Source organism: Brevibacterium zhoupengii (assembly GCF_021117425.1).
In the GTDB taxonomy this organism is placed as follows: domain Bacteria; phylum Actinomycetota; class Actinomycetes; order Actinomycetales; family Brevibacteriaceae; genus Brevibacterium; species Brevibacterium zhoupengii.
In genome coordinates, this window is the sequence record NZ_CP088298.1 from 992454 (window position 1) to 1009006 (window position 16553).

The 16553-nt window shown below is 64.0% G+C and carries 16 protein-coding genes; 3 read left to right on the plus strand and 13 right to left on the minus strand.

Features of this window, described 5'->3' with window-relative positions; translation table 11 throughout:
* The gene (locus LQ788_RS04400; protein ID WP_231445539.1) at window positions 1-1017 is read left to right on the plus strand and encodes a proline racemase family protein; all 1017 of its coding nucleotides are present in this window, start codon (window positions 1-3) and stop codon (window positions 1015-1017) included.
* A gap of 137 nt (window positions 1018-1154) precedes the next feature.
* Here the strand turns inward: LQ788_RS04400 and LQ788_RS04405 are convergent, their stop codons facing one another.
* From LQ788_RS04405 to LQ788_RS04425, 5 genes are read right to left on the minus strand one after another with little or no spacing between them, the layout of a single operon-like run.
* Entirely contained in the window at window positions 1155-2381 is a 1227-nt protein-coding gene (locus LQ788_RS04405) for an acetyl-CoA C-acetyltransferase (RefSeq protein ID WP_231445540.1), read from the minus strand.
* 28 nt (window positions 2382-2409) lie between these two features.
* The gene (locus tag LQ788_RS04410; RefSeq protein ID WP_231445542.1) at window positions 2410-3588 is read right to left on the minus strand and encodes an acyl-CoA dehydrogenase family protein; all 1179 of its coding nucleotides are present in this window, start codon (window positions 3586-3588) and stop codon (window positions 2410-2412) included.
* A 40-nt stretch (window positions 3589-3628) separates the two neighbouring features.
* Window positions 3629-5326 carry an AMP-binding protein gene (locus LQ788_RS04415; protein ID WP_231445544.1) on the minus strand — a complete coding sequence of 566 codons (1698 nt, stop codon included), beginning with the start codon at window positions 5324-5326 and terminating at the stop codon, window positions 3629-3631.
* Window positions 5323-6207 carry an alpha/beta fold hydrolase gene (locus tag LQ788_RS04420; RefSeq protein WP_231445546.1) on the minus strand — a complete coding sequence of 295 codons (885 nt, stop codon included), beginning with the start codon at window positions 6205-6207 and terminating at the stop codon, window positions 5323-5325. Before LQ788_RS04420 ends, LQ788_RS04415 begins: the two co-directional genes overlap by 4 nt.
* Window position 6208: 1 nt before the next feature.
* Entirely contained in the window at window positions 6209-6982 is a 774-nt protein-coding gene (locus LQ788_RS04425; RefSeq protein ID WP_231445547.1) for a hypothetical protein, read from the minus strand.
* A gap of 41 nt (window positions 6983-7023) precedes the next feature.
* Between LQ788_RS04425 and LQ788_RS04430 the strand changes: the two genes are divergently transcribed.
* Window positions 7024-7662 (plus strand): TetR/AcrR family transcriptional regulator, encoded by a 639-nt coding sequence (locus LQ788_RS04430; protein WP_231445548.1) that lies wholly within the window; start codon window positions 7024-7026, stop codon window positions 7660-7662.
* Window positions 7663-7693: 31 nt separating this feature from the next.
* On the opposite strand, the gene LQ788_RS04435 is transcribed toward LQ788_RS04430, so the two are convergent.
* Together LQ788_RS04435 and LQ788_RS04440 are read right to left on the minus strand one after the other, a co-directional pair.
* The gene (locus tag LQ788_RS04435; protein ID WP_231445549.1) at window positions 7694-8218 is read right to left on the minus strand and encodes a nuclear transport factor 2 family protein; all 525 of its coding nucleotides are present in this window, start codon (window positions 8216-8218) and stop codon (window positions 7694-7696) included.
* Entirely contained in the window at window positions 8211-9626 is a 1416-nt protein-coding gene (locus tag LQ788_RS04440; RefSeq protein ID WP_231445550.1) for an MFS transporter, read from the minus strand. The genes LQ788_RS04435 and LQ788_RS04440 overlap by 8 nt, the downstream gene beginning before the upstream one ends.
* 127 nt (window positions 9627-9753) lie before the next feature.
* On the opposite strand from LQ788_RS04440, the gene LQ788_RS04445 reads away from it, so the two are divergent.
* Entirely contained in the window at window positions 9754-10287 is a 534-nt protein-coding gene (locus LQ788_RS04445) for a MaoC/PaaZ C-terminal domain-containing protein (RefSeq protein WP_231445552.1), read from the plus strand.
* A gap of 7 nt (window positions 10288-10294) precedes the next feature.
* Here the strand turns inward: LQ788_RS04445 and LQ788_RS04450 are convergent, their stop codons facing one another.
* The 6 genes from LQ788_RS04450 to LQ788_RS04475 all read right to left on the minus strand — a co-directional run bounded on the left by LQ788_RS04450 (window position 10295) and on the right by LQ788_RS04475 (window position 16436).
* A complete protein-coding gene (locus LQ788_RS04450) occupies window positions 10295-11062 on the minus strand; it encodes an amino acid ABC transporter ATP-binding protein (protein ID WP_275902129.1) in 768 nt (255 codons plus the stop codon).
* Entirely contained in the window at window positions 11062-11856 is a 795-nt protein-coding gene (locus tag LQ788_RS04455) for an amino acid ABC transporter permease (protein ID WP_231447315.1), read from the minus strand. Before LQ788_RS04455 ends, LQ788_RS04450 begins: the two co-directional genes overlap by 1 nt.
* Window positions 11857-12063: 207 nt before the next feature.
* Window positions 12064-12867 carry a basic amino acid ABC transporter substrate-binding protein gene (locus LQ788_RS04460; RefSeq protein WP_231445554.1) on the minus strand — a complete coding sequence of 268 codons (804 nt, stop codon included), beginning with the start codon at window positions 12865-12867 and terminating at the stop codon, window positions 12064-12066.
* A 196-nt stretch (window positions 12868-13063) separates the two neighbouring features.
* Window positions 13064-13534, minus strand: a complete 471-nt coding sequence (locus LQ788_RS04465; RefSeq protein WP_231445556.1) for an FABP family protein — start codon at window positions 13532-13534, stop codon at window positions 13064-13066.
* Window positions 13535-13587: 53 nt separating this feature from the next.
* Entirely contained in the window at window positions 13588-14997 is a 1410-nt protein-coding gene (locus LQ788_RS04470; RefSeq protein WP_231447317.1) for an MFS transporter, read from the minus strand.
* A 236-nt stretch (window positions 14998-15233) separates the two neighbouring features.
* Complete coding sequence (locus tag LQ788_RS04475; protein ID WP_231445557.1) at window positions 15234-16436, minus strand: MFS transporter; 1203 nt, start codon at window positions 16434-16436, stop codon at window positions 15234-15236.
* Window positions 16437-16553: the final 117 nt, after the last annotated feature.

Genomic DNA, 16553 nt, shown 5'->3' on the forward strand with positions numbered 1-16553 from the left:
ATGCGCACGAATCGACTCATCCAGACCGTTGAATCCCACACTGAGGGTCTGCCGGTGCGGGTCGTCACCGGGGGAGTCGGGACCTACCCTGGGGCCACGATGGCCGAGCGCCGGGACTGGTTCATCGCCAACTCCGATGACCTGCGCACCTTCCTCATGTGCGAACCCCGCGGCACGGGTTGGCTCTCCGGGGCGATCCTGCAGCCGCCGACGCGTTCCGATGCCGATTGGGGTGTGCTGTTCATCGAGGTCACCGGTGTGCTCCCGATGTGCGGTGCCGGCACCATCGCCGTGGCCACCGTGCTCGTGGAGACCGGCATGGTGAGGGTGGAAGAGCCGGTGACGCGCATCCGTTTGGACACGCCCATCGGGCTCATCGTCGCCGAGGTGGTTGTCCGTGATGGTCGAGCCGAATCGGTGACCATCGTCAACGTCCCCTCCTACGCCCATGCCTTGGACCAGAGCGTCGACGTTCCGGGCTACGGCTCAATCGGCTGCGACATCGCCTTCGGCGGGAACTACTATGCGTTCGTTGAGGCTGGGGGCGAGCCGGGGTCGGGCGGGATTGGCATCCCCTTCGACCGCGACCGCGGCGAGGAATTCACCAGGGCCGGCCGTGCGATCATGGCCGCGGTCAACGAACAGATCGAGCCGGTGCACCCGGTCTCAGGTTTCCGCGGCTGCGAGCACGTTGTGTTCCTGGCTCCCGGCTCAACCGCGTCCCATGCCCGACACATCCTGATCAACCATCCCGGGTGGGTGGACCGCTCGCCCGGAGGGACCGGGACGAGCGCCCTCATGGCCGTCCATCACGCCCGCGGCGACCTGGGGCTGGATACGGATTTCGTCAACGAGTCCTTCATCGGCACCTCGTTCACCGGTCGCCTCGTCGAGGAGACGAGCGTCGGTGAACACACGGCCGTGGTCCCCACGATCACCGGCCGCTCCTGGCTGACCGGCACCGCGCAGTACACGCTCGACCCCACCGACCCGTTCCCCGCCGGCTTCACGATCTGAGGCGAGGAGGCGTCCCCGCAGGGACGCCTGAGCGCTTGTCGCCGAAAGCATAGCTGAGCGCCGAGAGCCGACTTCACGGAGTCGACTCTCGGCGCTCAGGTCTGCTCTCGACGAGGCCGGCCTCCGCCGGCCGGCTCTCAGCTCGCGAGGTTCTCGAAGACGGCTGCCATGCCCTGACCGCCGCCGATGCACATCGTTTCGACGCCATAGCGCGAGTCGCGACGTTTGAGTTCGTGCAGCAGGGTGGCCAGAATACGTCCGCCGGTCGCGCCCACTGGGTGGCCCAAGGAGATTCCGGAGCCGTTGACATTGAGTCGCTCAGCGAAATCGGACTCGCTCAGCTTCCACTCGCGGGTGCAGGCCAAGGCCTGGGCCGCGAAGGCCTCATTGAGTTCGATGAGGTCCATGTCGCCGAGGCTGAGCTCGGCACGTTCGAGTGCCTTCGCGACAGCCGGCACAGGTCCGATGCCCATGGTCTTGGGCGGCACGCCGGCCACGGCCCAGCCGACCATGCGGGCGAAGATGCGCAGGCCCAGCTCACGTGCCTTCTCCTCGGTGGCGATGATGCACAGCGCGGCGCCGTCGTTCTGTCCCGACGCGTTGCCAGCTGTCACAGTCGCCTCGGCGTCGGAAGAGCCGAGGATCGGGCGCAGCTTACCCAGCGATTCGACGTTCGCGTTCGGGCGAATGTGCTCATCGCTCGTGATGACCTGCTCCGGGGTCTTCCGGGTTGCGGGGATCGTGATCGGTGCGATCTCGTCGTCGAAGCGGCCGGTGTCTCGGGCCTTGGCTGCCTTCTGGTGCGAGGCGACGGCGAATTCGTCCTGTTCCTGGCGGCTGATGCTGTATTCGGCGCGCAGGTTCTCAGCGGTCTCAATCATGCCACCAGGCACTGGATAGTTCGTGCCGCCTGCGGTGACGCGGCCACGGGCCAAGCTGTCCTTGAGGTCGATGCCGGAGCCTTTGACACCCCAGCGGATCTCTTCGTTGAAGAAGGCGCCGCGGCTCATGGTCTCGACGCCGCCGGCGATGACGACATCGGCGAATCCGGCATTGATCATCGCGTGTCCGTCGGCGATGGCCTGGAGACCGGATCCGCATCGACGGTCGATCTGACGGCCGGGCGTGGTGATCGGAAGTCCCGCATTCAATGCGACGACGCGCCCGATGGCCGGAGCTTCCATCGTGGGGTAGCAGTTGCCGAGGATGACATCGTCGACGACGTCGACGTTCAGCCCGGACTTCGTGATGAGTGCTTCGAGGACCTGGCGGCCGAGCTCTTCTGGCGGCAGGTTCTTGAACTGTCCGCCGAATCCGCCGACGGCAGATCTCACGGGTTCACAGATGACTATGTTCTTCGGCATTCTTCCTCCTCGGAAGGGTTGGTTTGTGTCAGCGTCCGAGCAGTTCGTCGGAGATGATGCGCATCTGGATCTCCGAGGAGCCTTCGAAGATCTTCGTCAACCTGGCATCACGCCAATGACGTTCCACCGCGAAGTCCTTCGTGTACCCAGCTCCACCGTGGATCTGCACGGCCTCCGAGGTGACCTTCTCCGCCATCTCAGCCGCCAGGTACTTCACCATCGCCGCTTCCTTGTCACAGCGTGCACCAGAATCGATCTGCGTGCACACGTGATACATCAACGCCCTGGACGCCTCGATCTGAGCTGCCATGTCAGCAACCTTGAACCGCAGATGCTGGAAATCAGCGAGCGGGTGACCGAACTGAACACGCTGCTTCAGATACGCAATCGAGTCTTCAAGCGCTGCCTGTGCCAGACCGATGGATCGAGCAGCAGTATGCGCACGCCCGACCTCAAGTCCCGACACTGCTTGGTAGAAGCCACGATCTTCCTCACCCAGCAATGCATCAGCCGGAAGGTGGAAGTCGTCGAAGTTCAGATCCCAGGTCTTCCACCCGAAGTACCCGATCTTCTTCACCGCAGTCCCCGACATACCCTCCGGGAACTCACCACGTTCCTTCTCGACCAGGAACGCCGAGATCCCACGATGACGCTTGGCTTCGTCGGTCGAGGTGCGGGCGAAGAGAATGATGTAGTCGGCCTGATCGGCAAACGTGCACCACATCTTCGTGCCATTGATAACCCACCCACCATCATCAGCACGCGTGGCCTTGCAACGAATGTTCGCCACATCGGAACCGGCCTCGGCCTCGGAGAGGGCGAAGGCGCCGAGGTATTCACCGGTGGCGACCTTCGGCAACATTCTGGCTTCCTGCTCGGGAGAGAAGTTGCCACCCATACCGTTGCCGCGAGCCAACAGGCCACCAACACTCATCCACGCTCTGGAGAGTTCCTCGGCGACGAGACAGTACTCGAAGACGCCGAGCCCCAGACCCCCGTACTCTTCGGGGATGAGGATGCCGAAGAACCCCATGTCCGCCATCTGCTTGATAAACCACTCTGGGAACTGACCCTCAACCGGGTCGAGTTCATTCGCGAGTGGCAGGACGACGTCGCGGGCGAACTCGCGAGCAAGCGCCTGGATCTCCAGTCGCTCCTCGGTCATGAAGTGCGGGGTATTCGGGCGTGGCCTGGGTTTGTGCGTCATTGTGTGTCTCCTTGGCTAGTCGGGGGTGGCAGCGAGAGCGTCACTTCTGCGTCTCGAGCGGTTTGGCCGCCCATTCGCGCAGGACGGCTGCCTTGATCTTCGACCCGTTCGTTCCGGCGGTGACGGGCATAGTCTCGACGAGGCGGACCTCGGTGGGAACCTTGAAGCTGGCCAGACGATCCTTGCAGTACGCTCTGATCTCGGCCGGATCCGGATTCGTCCCTGGCACGGGCTGGACGAAGGCGACCACTTCAGGGGACCCCGCTTCACTGTTGCGGCCGACGACCTTGACGATCTCGACCTCGGGGTGGGTGATGAGGTGGAGTTCGATCTCTGCCGGGTCGACGAGGAATCCGCGCAGCCGGATGACGTCGCCCATGCGGCACACGTATTCGAAGGAGTCGGGTCCTTGGGCTCGGCCGAGGTCGCCGGTGCAGAACCAGCCTCCGGTCGTGAAGTTCTTCGCGCCTTCGCCCTTGTCGCCGAGGTATCTGTCAACGATATTGGGCCCGCGCAGCTGCACTTCGCCCTCTGACCCTTCAGGGACATCGAGGTTCGAGAGGGGATCGACGATGCGGTACTCGTATGCGGGATCGGTCAGTCGCCCGCCACCGGAGTAGCGGAGCTCTTCGGGCGTGTCGACGGGCCAGAAGGAGGTCAGCGCGAAGACTTCGGAAGAACCGTAGACGCCGACGGTCCGAGTGCCGAATGATTCGGCGGCCCATTGTGCGATGTCTGCGGACATGCCTTGGAAGTCGGCCACGCCGGCCCACTTCCACGAATCCAGGCGAGTGCCGGACTCTTCGCAGACACGACGTACCCGCGAGAGCATGTCATCGGCGCCGACGAAGTGGGAGCCGTTGAAGTGATCCCAGGCCGAGACAAGTTCCTGTTCGTTGAAGACAGGGTGGAGGAGGACTGCGGAGCCGCCGAAGAGCGCACCCATGCCCGCCGAGTATCCGAAGACACCGGAGTAGGGCAGCGGCTCAACGAGAACGTCGCCGGGCTCGAATCCCACGCGTGAGGCGACGTGCTGCGAATGGGAGACCACAGCGGTCTCCTTGTGGGCGGCCAGTTTCGGCATGCCCGTCGACCCTGAGGTCGTGAACGCGACCGACAGCCGGTCCGCGCTGGGCTCGACTGCAATCGGTTCGACAGCCGACAAATCCGTCGCCGAGGTGGTGGTGCCGTCCGCGGGCACGATCACTGCCCCGGAACCGAGGTCATAGTCGGCGGCAACAGGTTCCTCCGATGCCCCCGGCACGGCCCAGACGGCAACCGTGGGTGCGTCCTCCTGCGATTCGTCGACGGCCTTCGTTGCGGTGGCAAGAAAGTCGATGCCGCGGAATCCGTGGGCCATTACGAGGACCTTGGGCCGCGCCTTCGTGAGGACATGGCCGACCTCGGCGACGTTGTAGCGAGTGTTGACGCCGATGACGTGGGCTCCGCGGGCCGAGGCCGCGAACTGCCAGGCGTAGGTGTCTGCCCAACTGGGCAGCCAGATTGCCACGCAGTCGCCCTCACCGACTTCGTGCTCGGCGAGGAGGGCGGCGAGCTGGTTCGCACGGTTGAGAAGACCAGCCACGGTGACGCGAATGTGTCCGTGGTCGAGGCCGCCGGTCTGAGCGCTGGCGGACTGCGCGTCTGCAGGCACAGGGTCGATGAGGGCCAGTCGCTGCGGGTCGGCCTCGACCCACGATGCCAGGTGGCCGTAGAGAGTACTGGTCTGTGCGGTCATGATCGGGTGGTCTCCGTTTCTTCGTCGCTGGTTTCCAAGGTGCGCACCCATGCGTCGACCTGGCTGGCGAAATCGCTCATCTCCTCCATCGGATAATGCCCGATCCCGGGGAGGAAGGTGAACGATCCTCGAGGGATGGACGCAGCATCACGACGGACCGCCTCGGCGTCGATCCAGAGGTCATCCTCACCGGCGACGAGGATCGTGGGGCAGACGATGTCGGGCAGTCCTGCGCTGACATCGTGACGGCCCCAGCCGATGAGGTCCGAGTTCGAGATGATCGGGTCCTCGCGGCAGTGCATGCGGGCGATGACGGTGCGGCGTTCCTCGCTGACCGCGGAGCCGACGACGGCGCGTGTGCCCCAATAGGTGCGGTCACTGCGCGAGGGAGTCGAGATGTCGTTGAGCTCGCGGGTCAGACCTCGAACGGAAACATGGCCAGCTTCAGCCCCGGCAGCCATCGCGACCGCGGCCCGGATGCGAGTTCCGGCCCGTACGGCGAGATCGATCGTGATCTTTCCGCCGATCGAGCAGCCGACGGCGACGAAGCGGTCGATGCCGAGCTGATCGAGGACGGTGAGTGCGAACCCGGCATACTCGCCGAGGTCGGTCACCGGACCGTGGGCAGAGGGTTCGCTGCGTCCGTGGCCGGGGAAGTCGGGGACGATGACGCGGTATCCCAGGGCCGCGAGGTCGGCGGCGACGTGGGCGTACTGGACGCCGCTCTGTCCTGCTGTGTGCAGGGCCAGCAGCGGGGTCGCGTCGATGTCGCCCCAGTCCTCGACGAAGGCGAGGCGGCCGTCGATGACGAGCTGGTGCGCACGCAGTGTCGTAGCCACGGTCGTGCCGGTCGTCGGTGTGGTTTCGGTCAGTGTCGTCATGTCAGGCCACCTGCAGGGTTTCGATGGATGTCGTGGTCGCGCCGACGTAGCCGGCGGTGCCGGCGAGGGCGCGGGCGTTGTCGATGATGCGGATGAGGGCGCTGGTCATGCGCAGGTACTCGTAGCCGGATCCTGCCGAGCGCATCTTCCCTAGCATGGCGGTCTCCATGAAGGAGTTGTCATCCGAGGACATGAGATCGATGAAGACCTCGCCCGGGATGTCGAGGACGAAGTCGGCGCCCTTGACCGCACGGGCCACGACCTCGAGGACCTGGCCGCGGTAGCAGCGGATGTGCACGGGGCGGCCGCCGATCGCAATTCCGACCGTTCCGTCATAGGACTCGATGAGGCGGGCGAATGATTCGTCATCGCTCAGCCGACGGTGGAGCTCGGCGTTCCATTCCCTGCTGCCGGGGCACAGCAGGCCGGAGACGGAATCGGAACGGTCGACAGCCTCGGCGCCGGTGAAGGCCAACCGCAGGACCGCGGCGACTCCCGCGTCACCGTTGAGGAAGGCGGTGACCTCGGTGCGCACACGCGCGTCCAGTTCGGCCAGGACCGCTGTGACGACCGCGGTCGGGGTGGCGGCCTCTGTGAGCTGCCCCTTCAGCTCGAGGTTCGCGGACACCAAGTTCGCTGAGGCCAGGTCGGAGGAGTCGACGATCTCAGTGCCGATCGCAGTGGCCACAGCGTCGGCCAGAGCCAATGCAGACCCCGGGGCGAGGACGGGCGCGGCAGCGAGCAGTCGCTGTCCGGGGGCGAGTGGCGGTGTCATGGAGATTCCTTCCGAAGGGGCTTGTGAGAAGATTGGTGGCAATGGACGAGCATGTGGACAAGTCAGGCAGGCGGCGGGCTGCGCCACGATTCATCGACCGCGAAACGGTCATCGACGCGGCGCTCGAAGTGCTCGCAGCGAAGGGTTTCCACGGGGCGTCGACGCGTGAGATCGCGAAGGCAGCCGGAACCTCGCTGTCGAACCTCTACAACTACTTCGGTTCGAAGAGCGAGATCCTCGAGGTCGTCCTCGAAGACACCGCCCGCACACTTGCCGATTCGCTTGAGACGGCAGTGACTGCGGCCGGTGACGCACCGCTGGCCAGGCTTGATGCCGCGGTGCGGGCCTACGTCGATTTCATCGTGGAGAAGCCGCGCGCCTCGGTGGTGGGCATCACCGAGTTCCGTTACCTCGAAGGCGAGAACCGCGCCGAGGTGGTTGCTCAGCGCGATCGCACCGAGAAGGTCTTCCGAACCGCCATCGCCGAGGGCGTCGAGGCCGGGGACTGCGATGTGCGCAACCTCGGCTCGGCCACGCGTGGTGTTGTGACCCTGTGCAACTCGATGTCCACGTGGTACCGGCCCGACGGCAGACTTTCGTCTGCCGAACTGGCCGACCTCCAGGTCGATCTCGTGTTCGGTCTCGTGCGTGCCGCGGGTCGTCCCAGCGCCGCGCACTGACGAGGCGATCGCACACGGGAGCGAGGGCGTGTCAGACGCTCTGAGCATTCTCGACTCTTTCCATGGTGCGCGCATCGGCGGCTCCCGCTGCGGGTGGGAACGAGAAGCGTGCTGCATCCCAACCGGCCTCGAGTGAGGACCAGAAGAAGAACGAGACCTTGCGCTCGGTGAACTTCCAGCCGTCTGCAGTGCGGACCATCGTGTCGTCATAGCGGCCGGCAGCCAGCTGCGATTCACCCTCGACGACACAGGGCTGGAGCAGCCAGGTCGTGCCGGTGGCCGAGTCGCCGTCGAGGTCGACGGTCTCGTTCGAGCTGAAGTGCCACCACGAGGTCACGGTCGTCGAGTTGAGTTTGGGGAAGAACTCGAGCATCTCCTCGCGACCGCGGGCTGTGGAGAGTCCGACGAACGCGCCATCGGCGGTGAACGTGTCAGCCAGAGCATCCCAGTGACCGTCGTCGAGCGCCTGACAGTAGCGGGCGCGAAGCTGGCCGATCGCCTGGATGTCCTCGAGGCGGGCGATGCGCTCCTCGAGTGATGGTGACTGCTCAGACATGTGCGGATACCTCCCTTTCGCGGGCCTCACGCTCTTCGACTTCCTGCGAGGTTTCGTGCAGGTCGGCCTGGAAGCGCTCCTTGATCGTGTACACGGCGACGAAGGTGATGATGGCCATGACGATGATGTAGAGCGCCACGCTCGCGGAGGTCCCTGTGGCTTCGATGAGCGAGACCATGATCATCGGGGCCAAGCCGCCGGCGAAGACACTGGCGAGCTGGAAGCCCAGCGAAGCACCGAAGTAGCGGACATCGGCAGGAAACATCTCTGCGAAGAGAGCGGCCTGTGGGCCGAACATCATGGCGTGGAGGGTGAGGCCGACGATGATCGCAAGGGCGACGAGGAACGGGTTGCCGGTGTCGACGAGCCAGAAGAACGGGAATGCCCAGATCGCCATGAGGACTGTGCCGAGGAGGAAGATCTTGCGTCGTCCGTGACGATCTGACCAGGAGCCGAAGAACGGGATTGTGAAGATCTGAGTGGCGACGGAGAGGCAGACGATCATGATCATCGTCGTCTGCGAGAGTCCGACGTTGGCGGTGCCGTAGGAGAGCATGCCGGAGATCATGATGTAGAAGGTGCCGTTGACGACGAAGAACGCGCCTGCTGCCTGGAGGATCTGCTTCCAGTATTTGCGGACGGCTGCCAGCAGCGAAACCTTGGGGATCTCCTTGTCGGCGGTGGCGGCATTGGCCTTGGCCTGCATCGTTTTGAAGACCGGGGTCTCTTCGATCTTCATCTGGACGAAGATGCCGACCGTGACGAGGAGGATTCCCGACAGGAACGGAACGCGCCAGCCCCAGGAGATGAAGGCGTCCTCATCGACGAAGAGCAGGATGCAGAGGAAGAACGCGTTGCCGATGATGATGCCGGCGACCGTTCCGAGCTGAACCAGGGAGCCGTAGAACCCACGGCGCTTGATGGGGGAGTGCTCGGTCAGCAGCAGAGTGGCTCCGCCCCACTGCGCTCCGACGCCGAGGCCCTGAACGAGGCGTGCGGTGATGAGGAGGATGGGTGCCCAGATGCCGATGGTCTCGTATCCGGGAAGGAGTCCGATGGAGGTGGTGGCCAGACCCATGACGACCATCGAGGCGACGAGTGGTCCCTTGCGGCCGAAGCGGTCGCCGAGTGCGCCGGCGATGATGCCGCCGAGAGGGCGGGCGATGAAGCCGACGGCCAAGGTGCCGAATGAGGCGATTGTGCCCAGCGCGCCCTCGAGAGAGGGGAAGAAGATATGACCGAAGACCAGCGCCGAGGCGGTCGAATAGATGAGGAAGTCGAACCATTCGAGGGCCGTCGCGAGGATCGAGGCACTCGCGAGTTTGGTCATCTTGCTCTCCTCTGGGAGGTCAAGATCGGCGGTGTCGGGCCCGGAGCGGTCGACGGGCGGTTCAATTGTTGAGGCCATAGCACTCTCCTTCGAGCAGGGAAGAACGTTCGTTCTTGTATCATGAGTATGACAGATCACATTAAGGGCTGGCAATAGGTGATCCGAGAATGGAACGTTCCGGCCCGGAAGGACGAAGGAGTCGGCAATGACGCAGGAATCCAAGAAGAAGCACGAGGAGATGTGCGCTGACCGCAGGTTCATCTCCACCGATCACAGCCTCTATTACGAGGACATGGATGCCGGCCAGATCTATCGATCCTCGTCACGGACTCTCTCGGAGGCCGACCTGACCATGTTCTCGATGTTCTCCGGTGACTGGAATCAGGTGCACTCCGACGCCGAGTACATGGACGCGAACGGCGGGAAGCGCCTCCTTCACGGAGTGCTGGGGATCGCGGTGATCACAGGGCTCATGGACAAAGCCGGCTGGTTCACCAGTTCCGCGATCGCGATGACCGGCATCGACGACTGGACGTTCAAGCGGCCGCTCTACATCGGCGACACCGTGACCATGGAGATGGTGATCCTCGGCAAGCGCTTAGTTTCGGCCGGGGACAAAGGCCTCCTCGATCGGCAGTTCACCCTGTACAACCAGCACGGGGAGATCGCCCAGCAGGGACGCTGCGGCTTCCTCCTCAAACTTCGAGGCGAAGGCGCAGCCTCCGTGCAGGACTGGTGAGATATGACTAGCCCAGCTGGCCGGGATTGAGGACGCGGGCGAGGAAGTCCTTCGTCCGCTGCTGCTGCGGATTGCCGATGACCTCTTTCGCCGGGCCTGCCTCGACGACGTACCCGCCGTCCATGAAGATCACACGGTCAGCGACCTGCCGGGCGAACTCCATCTCGTGAGTGACGACGACCATCGTCATTCCCGCCTCGGCGAGGTTGCGCATGACCTGGAGGACATCGCCCACGGTCTCTGGGTCCAATGCCGAGGTGGGCTCGTCGAAGAGCATGACGTCGGGGTCCATGCTCAGAGCTCTCGCGATAGCCACACGCTGCTGCTGACCGCCGGACAGGGATGAGGGCTTCGCGTCGATCTTCTCCGACAGGCCCACCTTCGCCAGGTTCGACTCGGCGACCTTCTCGGCCTCCGCCTTCGAGCGCCCCAGCACCTTGATCTGGGCGACGGTGAGATTCTCACGCACGGTCAGGTGGCCGAAGAGATTGAACGACTGGAAGACCATGCCGATGCGAGTGCGGGCGGCATCGATGTCGAGATCGAGGTCCGTCATGTCCATGCCGTCGACGACAATGGACCCACCGGTGGGTGTCTCGAGTGTATTGATGCAGCGCAGCATCGTCGACTTGCCCGAGCCCGAGGGCCCGACGACGCAGACGACCTCACCCTTGTCGACCTCGAGGTTGATGTCGGTGAGCACTTGGTTCGAGCCGAAGCTCTTCTTGAGGTTCTTGATCGAGATGATCGAAGTTGTGGCAGATGTTGTGGTCATTACTTCACTCCTGGCTCGGCAGAACCGTATTTGCGTTCGAGGACCCGTGAGAGATACGACAGCGGAATCGTGATGATGAGGTAGCAGACTGCGATGACGATGAATGGGGTGAGGTTCGCGGAGTTGACGATCTCGGCGCGGCCCAGTGCGGCGAGCTCGCGCCCGTCGACCGAGGACCCGAGGATATAGGCCAGTGAAGAGTCCTTGGTGAGCAGGATGAGCTCATTTGTCAGCGGCGGCAGGATGATGCGCATCGCCTGGGGCAGCACGATGGTGAACATTGCCCGCGATGAGGACATGCCCAGGGATCGAGCCGCCTCGACCTGTCCCTTGGGCACGGCCTGGATGCCGGCTCGGATCGTCTCGGCCATATAGGCAGAGGACACGAGGGCCAGCGCGATCATGATGATGACCAGCTGCGGAAGATTGAATCCCTGGAAGGCAACGGGGAGTCCGAATCCCATGACGAGGAAGACGACGAGGGCAGGCAGCCCACGGAAGAACTCGATGTAGGCGAATGAGATCCACCTGTAGATGCCGACCGAGGACAGGCGCATGAGCGCGAGCACGATCGCGACGATCAGCCCGAGCACGAAGCCGAGGGCCGTGAAGATCACGGTGTTCTTCAGGGCCTTGGTGATGACTTCGGGGAACATGCTGACTGCGATGTCCACGCGACCGAAGGTGTCGATGAGAGTGGGCCAGTCGGCCACGGCGATGATGGCGATGACGATGACGAGCAGAATCCCGTATTGGATTCCGCGGGAGATCTTGGCCTTCTTGCGTTTGCTCATCTTGGCTTTGGGGGCGGGGTGGCCCGGGCCGGTCGGGCCGCGGCTCCCCGTCGTTGGTGAAGTCGACATGGGTGAGGTCCTTCAACGGTGTCGGCGGAATCGTGTTCGCCTGTGTGCAGATGGGGCTAAAGAATGCGATTGGACGCACTCAGGTCAACGGGCGGCCGGCCGAAGCCCGAAGGCTGCGGCCGGCCGCCCGATCACCGATCATTCCTTGGGTGGCTCCTGGTTGAACCACTTCTTGTAGATCTTGTCGTACTCGCCGTTGTCCTTGAGTTCCTTGATGGTCTCGTCGACGGCCTTCTTCATCTCGGCATTGTCCTGCTTCATGCCGATGCCGTAGTGCTCACCGGTGTCGATGTCGAAGCCGACCGCGAAGCCGTCGTTGTTCGCGGCATAGTCGTAGAGAACGCCGTTGTCATTGATGACCGCGTCGGCCTGGCCGTTCTTCAGCGCTTCGAGGGAGAGGGGGAGGTCCTCGTAGGTGATGACCTCGGCGTCTTTGAAGTTCTCTGTCGCATAGTCGAGCCCGGTGGTGCCCGCCTGCGCGCCGACCTTGAAGTCCTTGAGCGCGTCGGCATCCTTCGCGGTCTTGTCATCCTTGGTCAGGACAGCCTGGTTGGCGGCGAAGTACGGTTCGGAGAAGCCGATGGCCTCCTCACGCTCGGGCGTGATGGTCATCGCCGCGGCGGCAACGTCGCACTGGTCCTGGTTGAATGCGGCCCCGGTGGTGATGGTTTCGAACGGGGTGTTGACGATCTCCTGCTCGACTCCGAGCTTCTTCGCCACGGCATCGACGATATCGACGTCGAAGCCGACGACCTCGCCGTCCTTCTCGAACTGGAATGGCTGATAGGACAGGTGGGTGCAGGTTGTCAGCTTGCCCTCTTTGACGAGGGGGACACCACCTTCGCCGGTCGCTGCCGGTTCCGATTCGCCACCGCCGCCGCACGCGGACAGAGCGAGCATGGCGCCGACGGCCACTGTGGCCAGAGTCAAGCGTCGTTTCATGGTTCCTCCAGAGTGTCGGTGGCATCGATGCCACATAGCAGGTGTCGCTCGCACTGAAAGGCTGAGCAACGTCTGAAAGGAATCGTACAGTGTCATGAGTCACACTCATGACCAACCCACCATCGCCGAGGCGGTCGTTGCCAAATCGTAGTGTTGACGTTCCGTTGGGGCCGGGAGATCGTGTCCCGAGCCTGGATCAGTCTTCGGCTCTGGCCAGGTCCGAATGGAGATGGTGGGTCATGGTCGCGCCAACGGCGGCCATAGAGAAGTCGACCGACAGCTGATCGTTCGTCAGCCGGTAGGTGCGGGCAGTTGCCTGGACCGACTTCGCCGATGCGGCCACGAGGACCTGTGGTGACTGCAGTTCGAGGACGAGCCCGTCTTCGGTCGAGGTCAGGGTGCCTTCGGCCAATTCCGTGTGCCCGGTCGGTTGGGCCAGGACGAATTCGACGCTTAAGGGAGTGGGGCTGCGCAGGAACCCGGTTTCCATGTGCATGGGGTGCCCCTCGGGTGACGAGGTGCGCTGCTGATAGACCAGGAAGGGTTTGCCGACATCGCGGAAGACCAGTTCTTCGGTATAGCTGAAGGGCTCGATCGTGGGGTAGTGACCCGATCCGGTGCCCCGCCAAGTGCCGATCAAGGGCTGCAGTTGTGGCGGAAGTGTCATGGTCGTCCTCCTCGGAGTCGGCTGTCCTCGCCTCGATCCTAGGGCATGAGCACTCAGCTCAGCTGTGCCTCCATGTCGAGGTCAGTGGTGTCCTTGGCCAGGAACAGTGCGATGAGCGTGAGGATCGCTGCCCCGATGATGTAGAGGCCGCAGTAGAAGATCGTTCCGCCTTCGGCCTGCCACAGGGCCACCATGACGAACGGGGCCGGACCCGCACCGATGACGCTAGACATGTTGTAGGAGATCGCCGAGCCCGTGTAGCGGACATTGGCGGGGAACAGTTCAGGCAGGTACGCGGCCATCGGGCCGAAGGTCAGTCCCATCAGGATGAAGCCGACGATCAGGGCGATGATGACGCCGGGGGTTCCGGCATTGAACAGCACATTGACGACGAGACCATAGGCGGCGATGAGGACCGTGACTCCCATGAGCATCTTGCGTCGGCCCAGCTTTTCCGCCAGCGGTCCGGAGACCACGGTGAAGATGCCGAAGAACACGACGCCGATGATGAGGTAGGTGAGGAACTCACTCTTCGTGTACCCCAGCCCCGCGACGAACCCGGCGGGATCGAAGCTCGTGCCGGCCGCCTCGGCGGCGGACTTCGCCTGATCCGTGGTGGCAGGGGAGGTGCCGTAGGTGAGGGTGAACGCGGTCATGAAGTAGAAGATCACGTAGGTCGCGAACATGATGAAGGTGCCGAGGATCAGCGGCTTCCAGCTCGTCTTGAAGACAGTGGCGAGCGGGGCCTTGGAGATCTGCTGCTTCTGGGAAACCAGCTGGAAGGCGGGAGTTTCCATGAGGGACATACGAACGTAGAGGCCGACGGCGACGAGAAGCGCCGAGAGCAGGAACGGGATGCGCCAGCCCCAAGCGAGGAACGCCTCGGGGGAGGTCCACTTGTTCAGCCCGACGAAGAGCAGGTTGGCGATGATGAAGCCGACCGGGGCACCCAGCTGCGGGAAGGTTCCCCAGATGGCGCGTTTGCCCTTCGGAGCGTTCTCGGTGGCCAGCAGTGCCGCACCCGACCATTCGCCGCCGAGGCCGACTCCCTGACAGAAGCGCAGGAGGACGAGGAGCAGCGGGGCCAGGACGACCCAGCCCGGAGTGCTCGCTGTCGGGAGGAGGCCGATGAGGAAGGTGCCGATGCCCATGATGAGCAGTGAGGCGATGAGTGTCTTCTTGCGTCCGATGCGGTCGCCGAAGTGGCCGAAGATGATGGAGCCCAGGGGGCGGGCGACGAAGGCGACGCCGAAGATCGCAAACGAGCTCAGCAGCTGAGTCGTCGACGTCTGGTTGGGGAAGAAGAGGGCCGGGAACACCAGCGACGAGGCTGTCGCATAGGCGTAGAAGTCGAAGAATTCGATCGTGGTGCCGACCATCGAGGCGGTGAGAACCTTGCCTCGGGTGTTGTTCTTCCGAGTCGCCGCGATGACATCGGACTCGGACTCGGGTCCGGGCTGCATGTTCGGGGAGCCCGGCTGGGTATCGGTGGACATTTCTTTTGTGCTCCGCTGTTGTCGAGATACGAAGGCACGGGCGGATGGTGCTCGTGTCAGATGAAGGTCGCCGGACACAGGGGTGAACGACGACTGCTCGACACTACTCCTGTCTCACAAAGTGCGACCCGCAGGTTTCAGAAGCTGAGATTACTCGTACGTCCGAGTGATCTGCACAACTCAGTCGCCGACCTGGGCGGGCCTCAGACCTCGACTGTCGAGCGGTTGGACGCGTCACCTCGGCGCAGGGCGATGGCGATGATGAGGACGATGAGTCCGAGCAGGCACAGGCCCACGCCCACCCACGCCGGGGCGCGGTAGCCCAGGCCTGCGGTGATGACGATGCCGCCGAGCCAGGCGCCGAGGGCGTTGGCGAGGTTGAACGCGGCGTGGTTCATGGCCGCGGACAGGCTCGGGGCGTCGTGGGAGTCTCGCAGCAGGCGCATCTGCAGGGCCGTGGTGATCATGGAGCCGGCGATGCCGATGAGGAAGAGCGCGATGATCGCGATCGCGGCGATGTGGGTGAAGGCGCCGAAGGCGGCGAGCACGATCGCGGAGAGGACCATGCCGCCGATTCCCGAGCGTTCGATGGACTTGTCGACGAGGGGGCCTGCGATGAGGGAGCCGGCGGTCATGCCCAGGCCGTAGACGGCCAGGACCCAGGGGATCGCGACCTGGGGAACGCCGGCGACATCGGTCATGGTCGGGGTGACGTAGGTGTAGACGGCGAACATGCCGCCGAAGCCGACAGACCCGGCGACGAGGGTGAGGATGATCTGCTGGCGGCCCAGGGCCTTCATCTCACCGCGTGCCGAGGGCACACCGGCGAGCTTCACCTTCGGCACAGCGACGGCGACCATGATGACGCAGAGGACGCCGAGCGCCGCAACGAGTGCGTAGGCGCTGCGCCAGCCGAACATGTTGCCCAGTGCCGTGGCGATCGGTACGCCGACGATGTTCGCGATCGTCAGGCCCAGCATGACGCGGGCCATGGCTCGGCCTCGACGGTGGGGTGCCACGAGCGAGGACGCGACGATGGCGCCGACGCCCAAGTAGGCGCCGTGGGGGAGCCCGCTGAAGAAGCGCGCGATGTTGAACAAAGTCGCGTCGGGGGCGAGCATCGAGGCGAGATTGCCGAGGGCGAAGAGTCCCATGAGGCACAGCAGCAGGAGCTTGCGGTCCATGTGCGCGGCGATCGTAGTGATCAGCGGTGCGCCCACGACGACGCCGATGGCATAGAACGACACAGCATGGCCCGCCTGGGGCACGGTGATGCCGAGTTCGCGGGCGATGTGGGGCAGCAGGCCCATCGTGGCGAACTCGGTCACACCGATGGCAAAAGCGCCGATCGCAAGCGCGAAGACGGCGAATTTGTAGACTCGGCGGGACACTGGGGCGTCGCTCATGAAGTCCCTTCGGACGAAGTGGGTGGGTTGATCAGCCGCGGCACGCGCGGTCGCAGACGCAACCGGGCGAATCACCGCAACCGAACAAGCCTATTGCCCAGCGCTGACCACCGATAG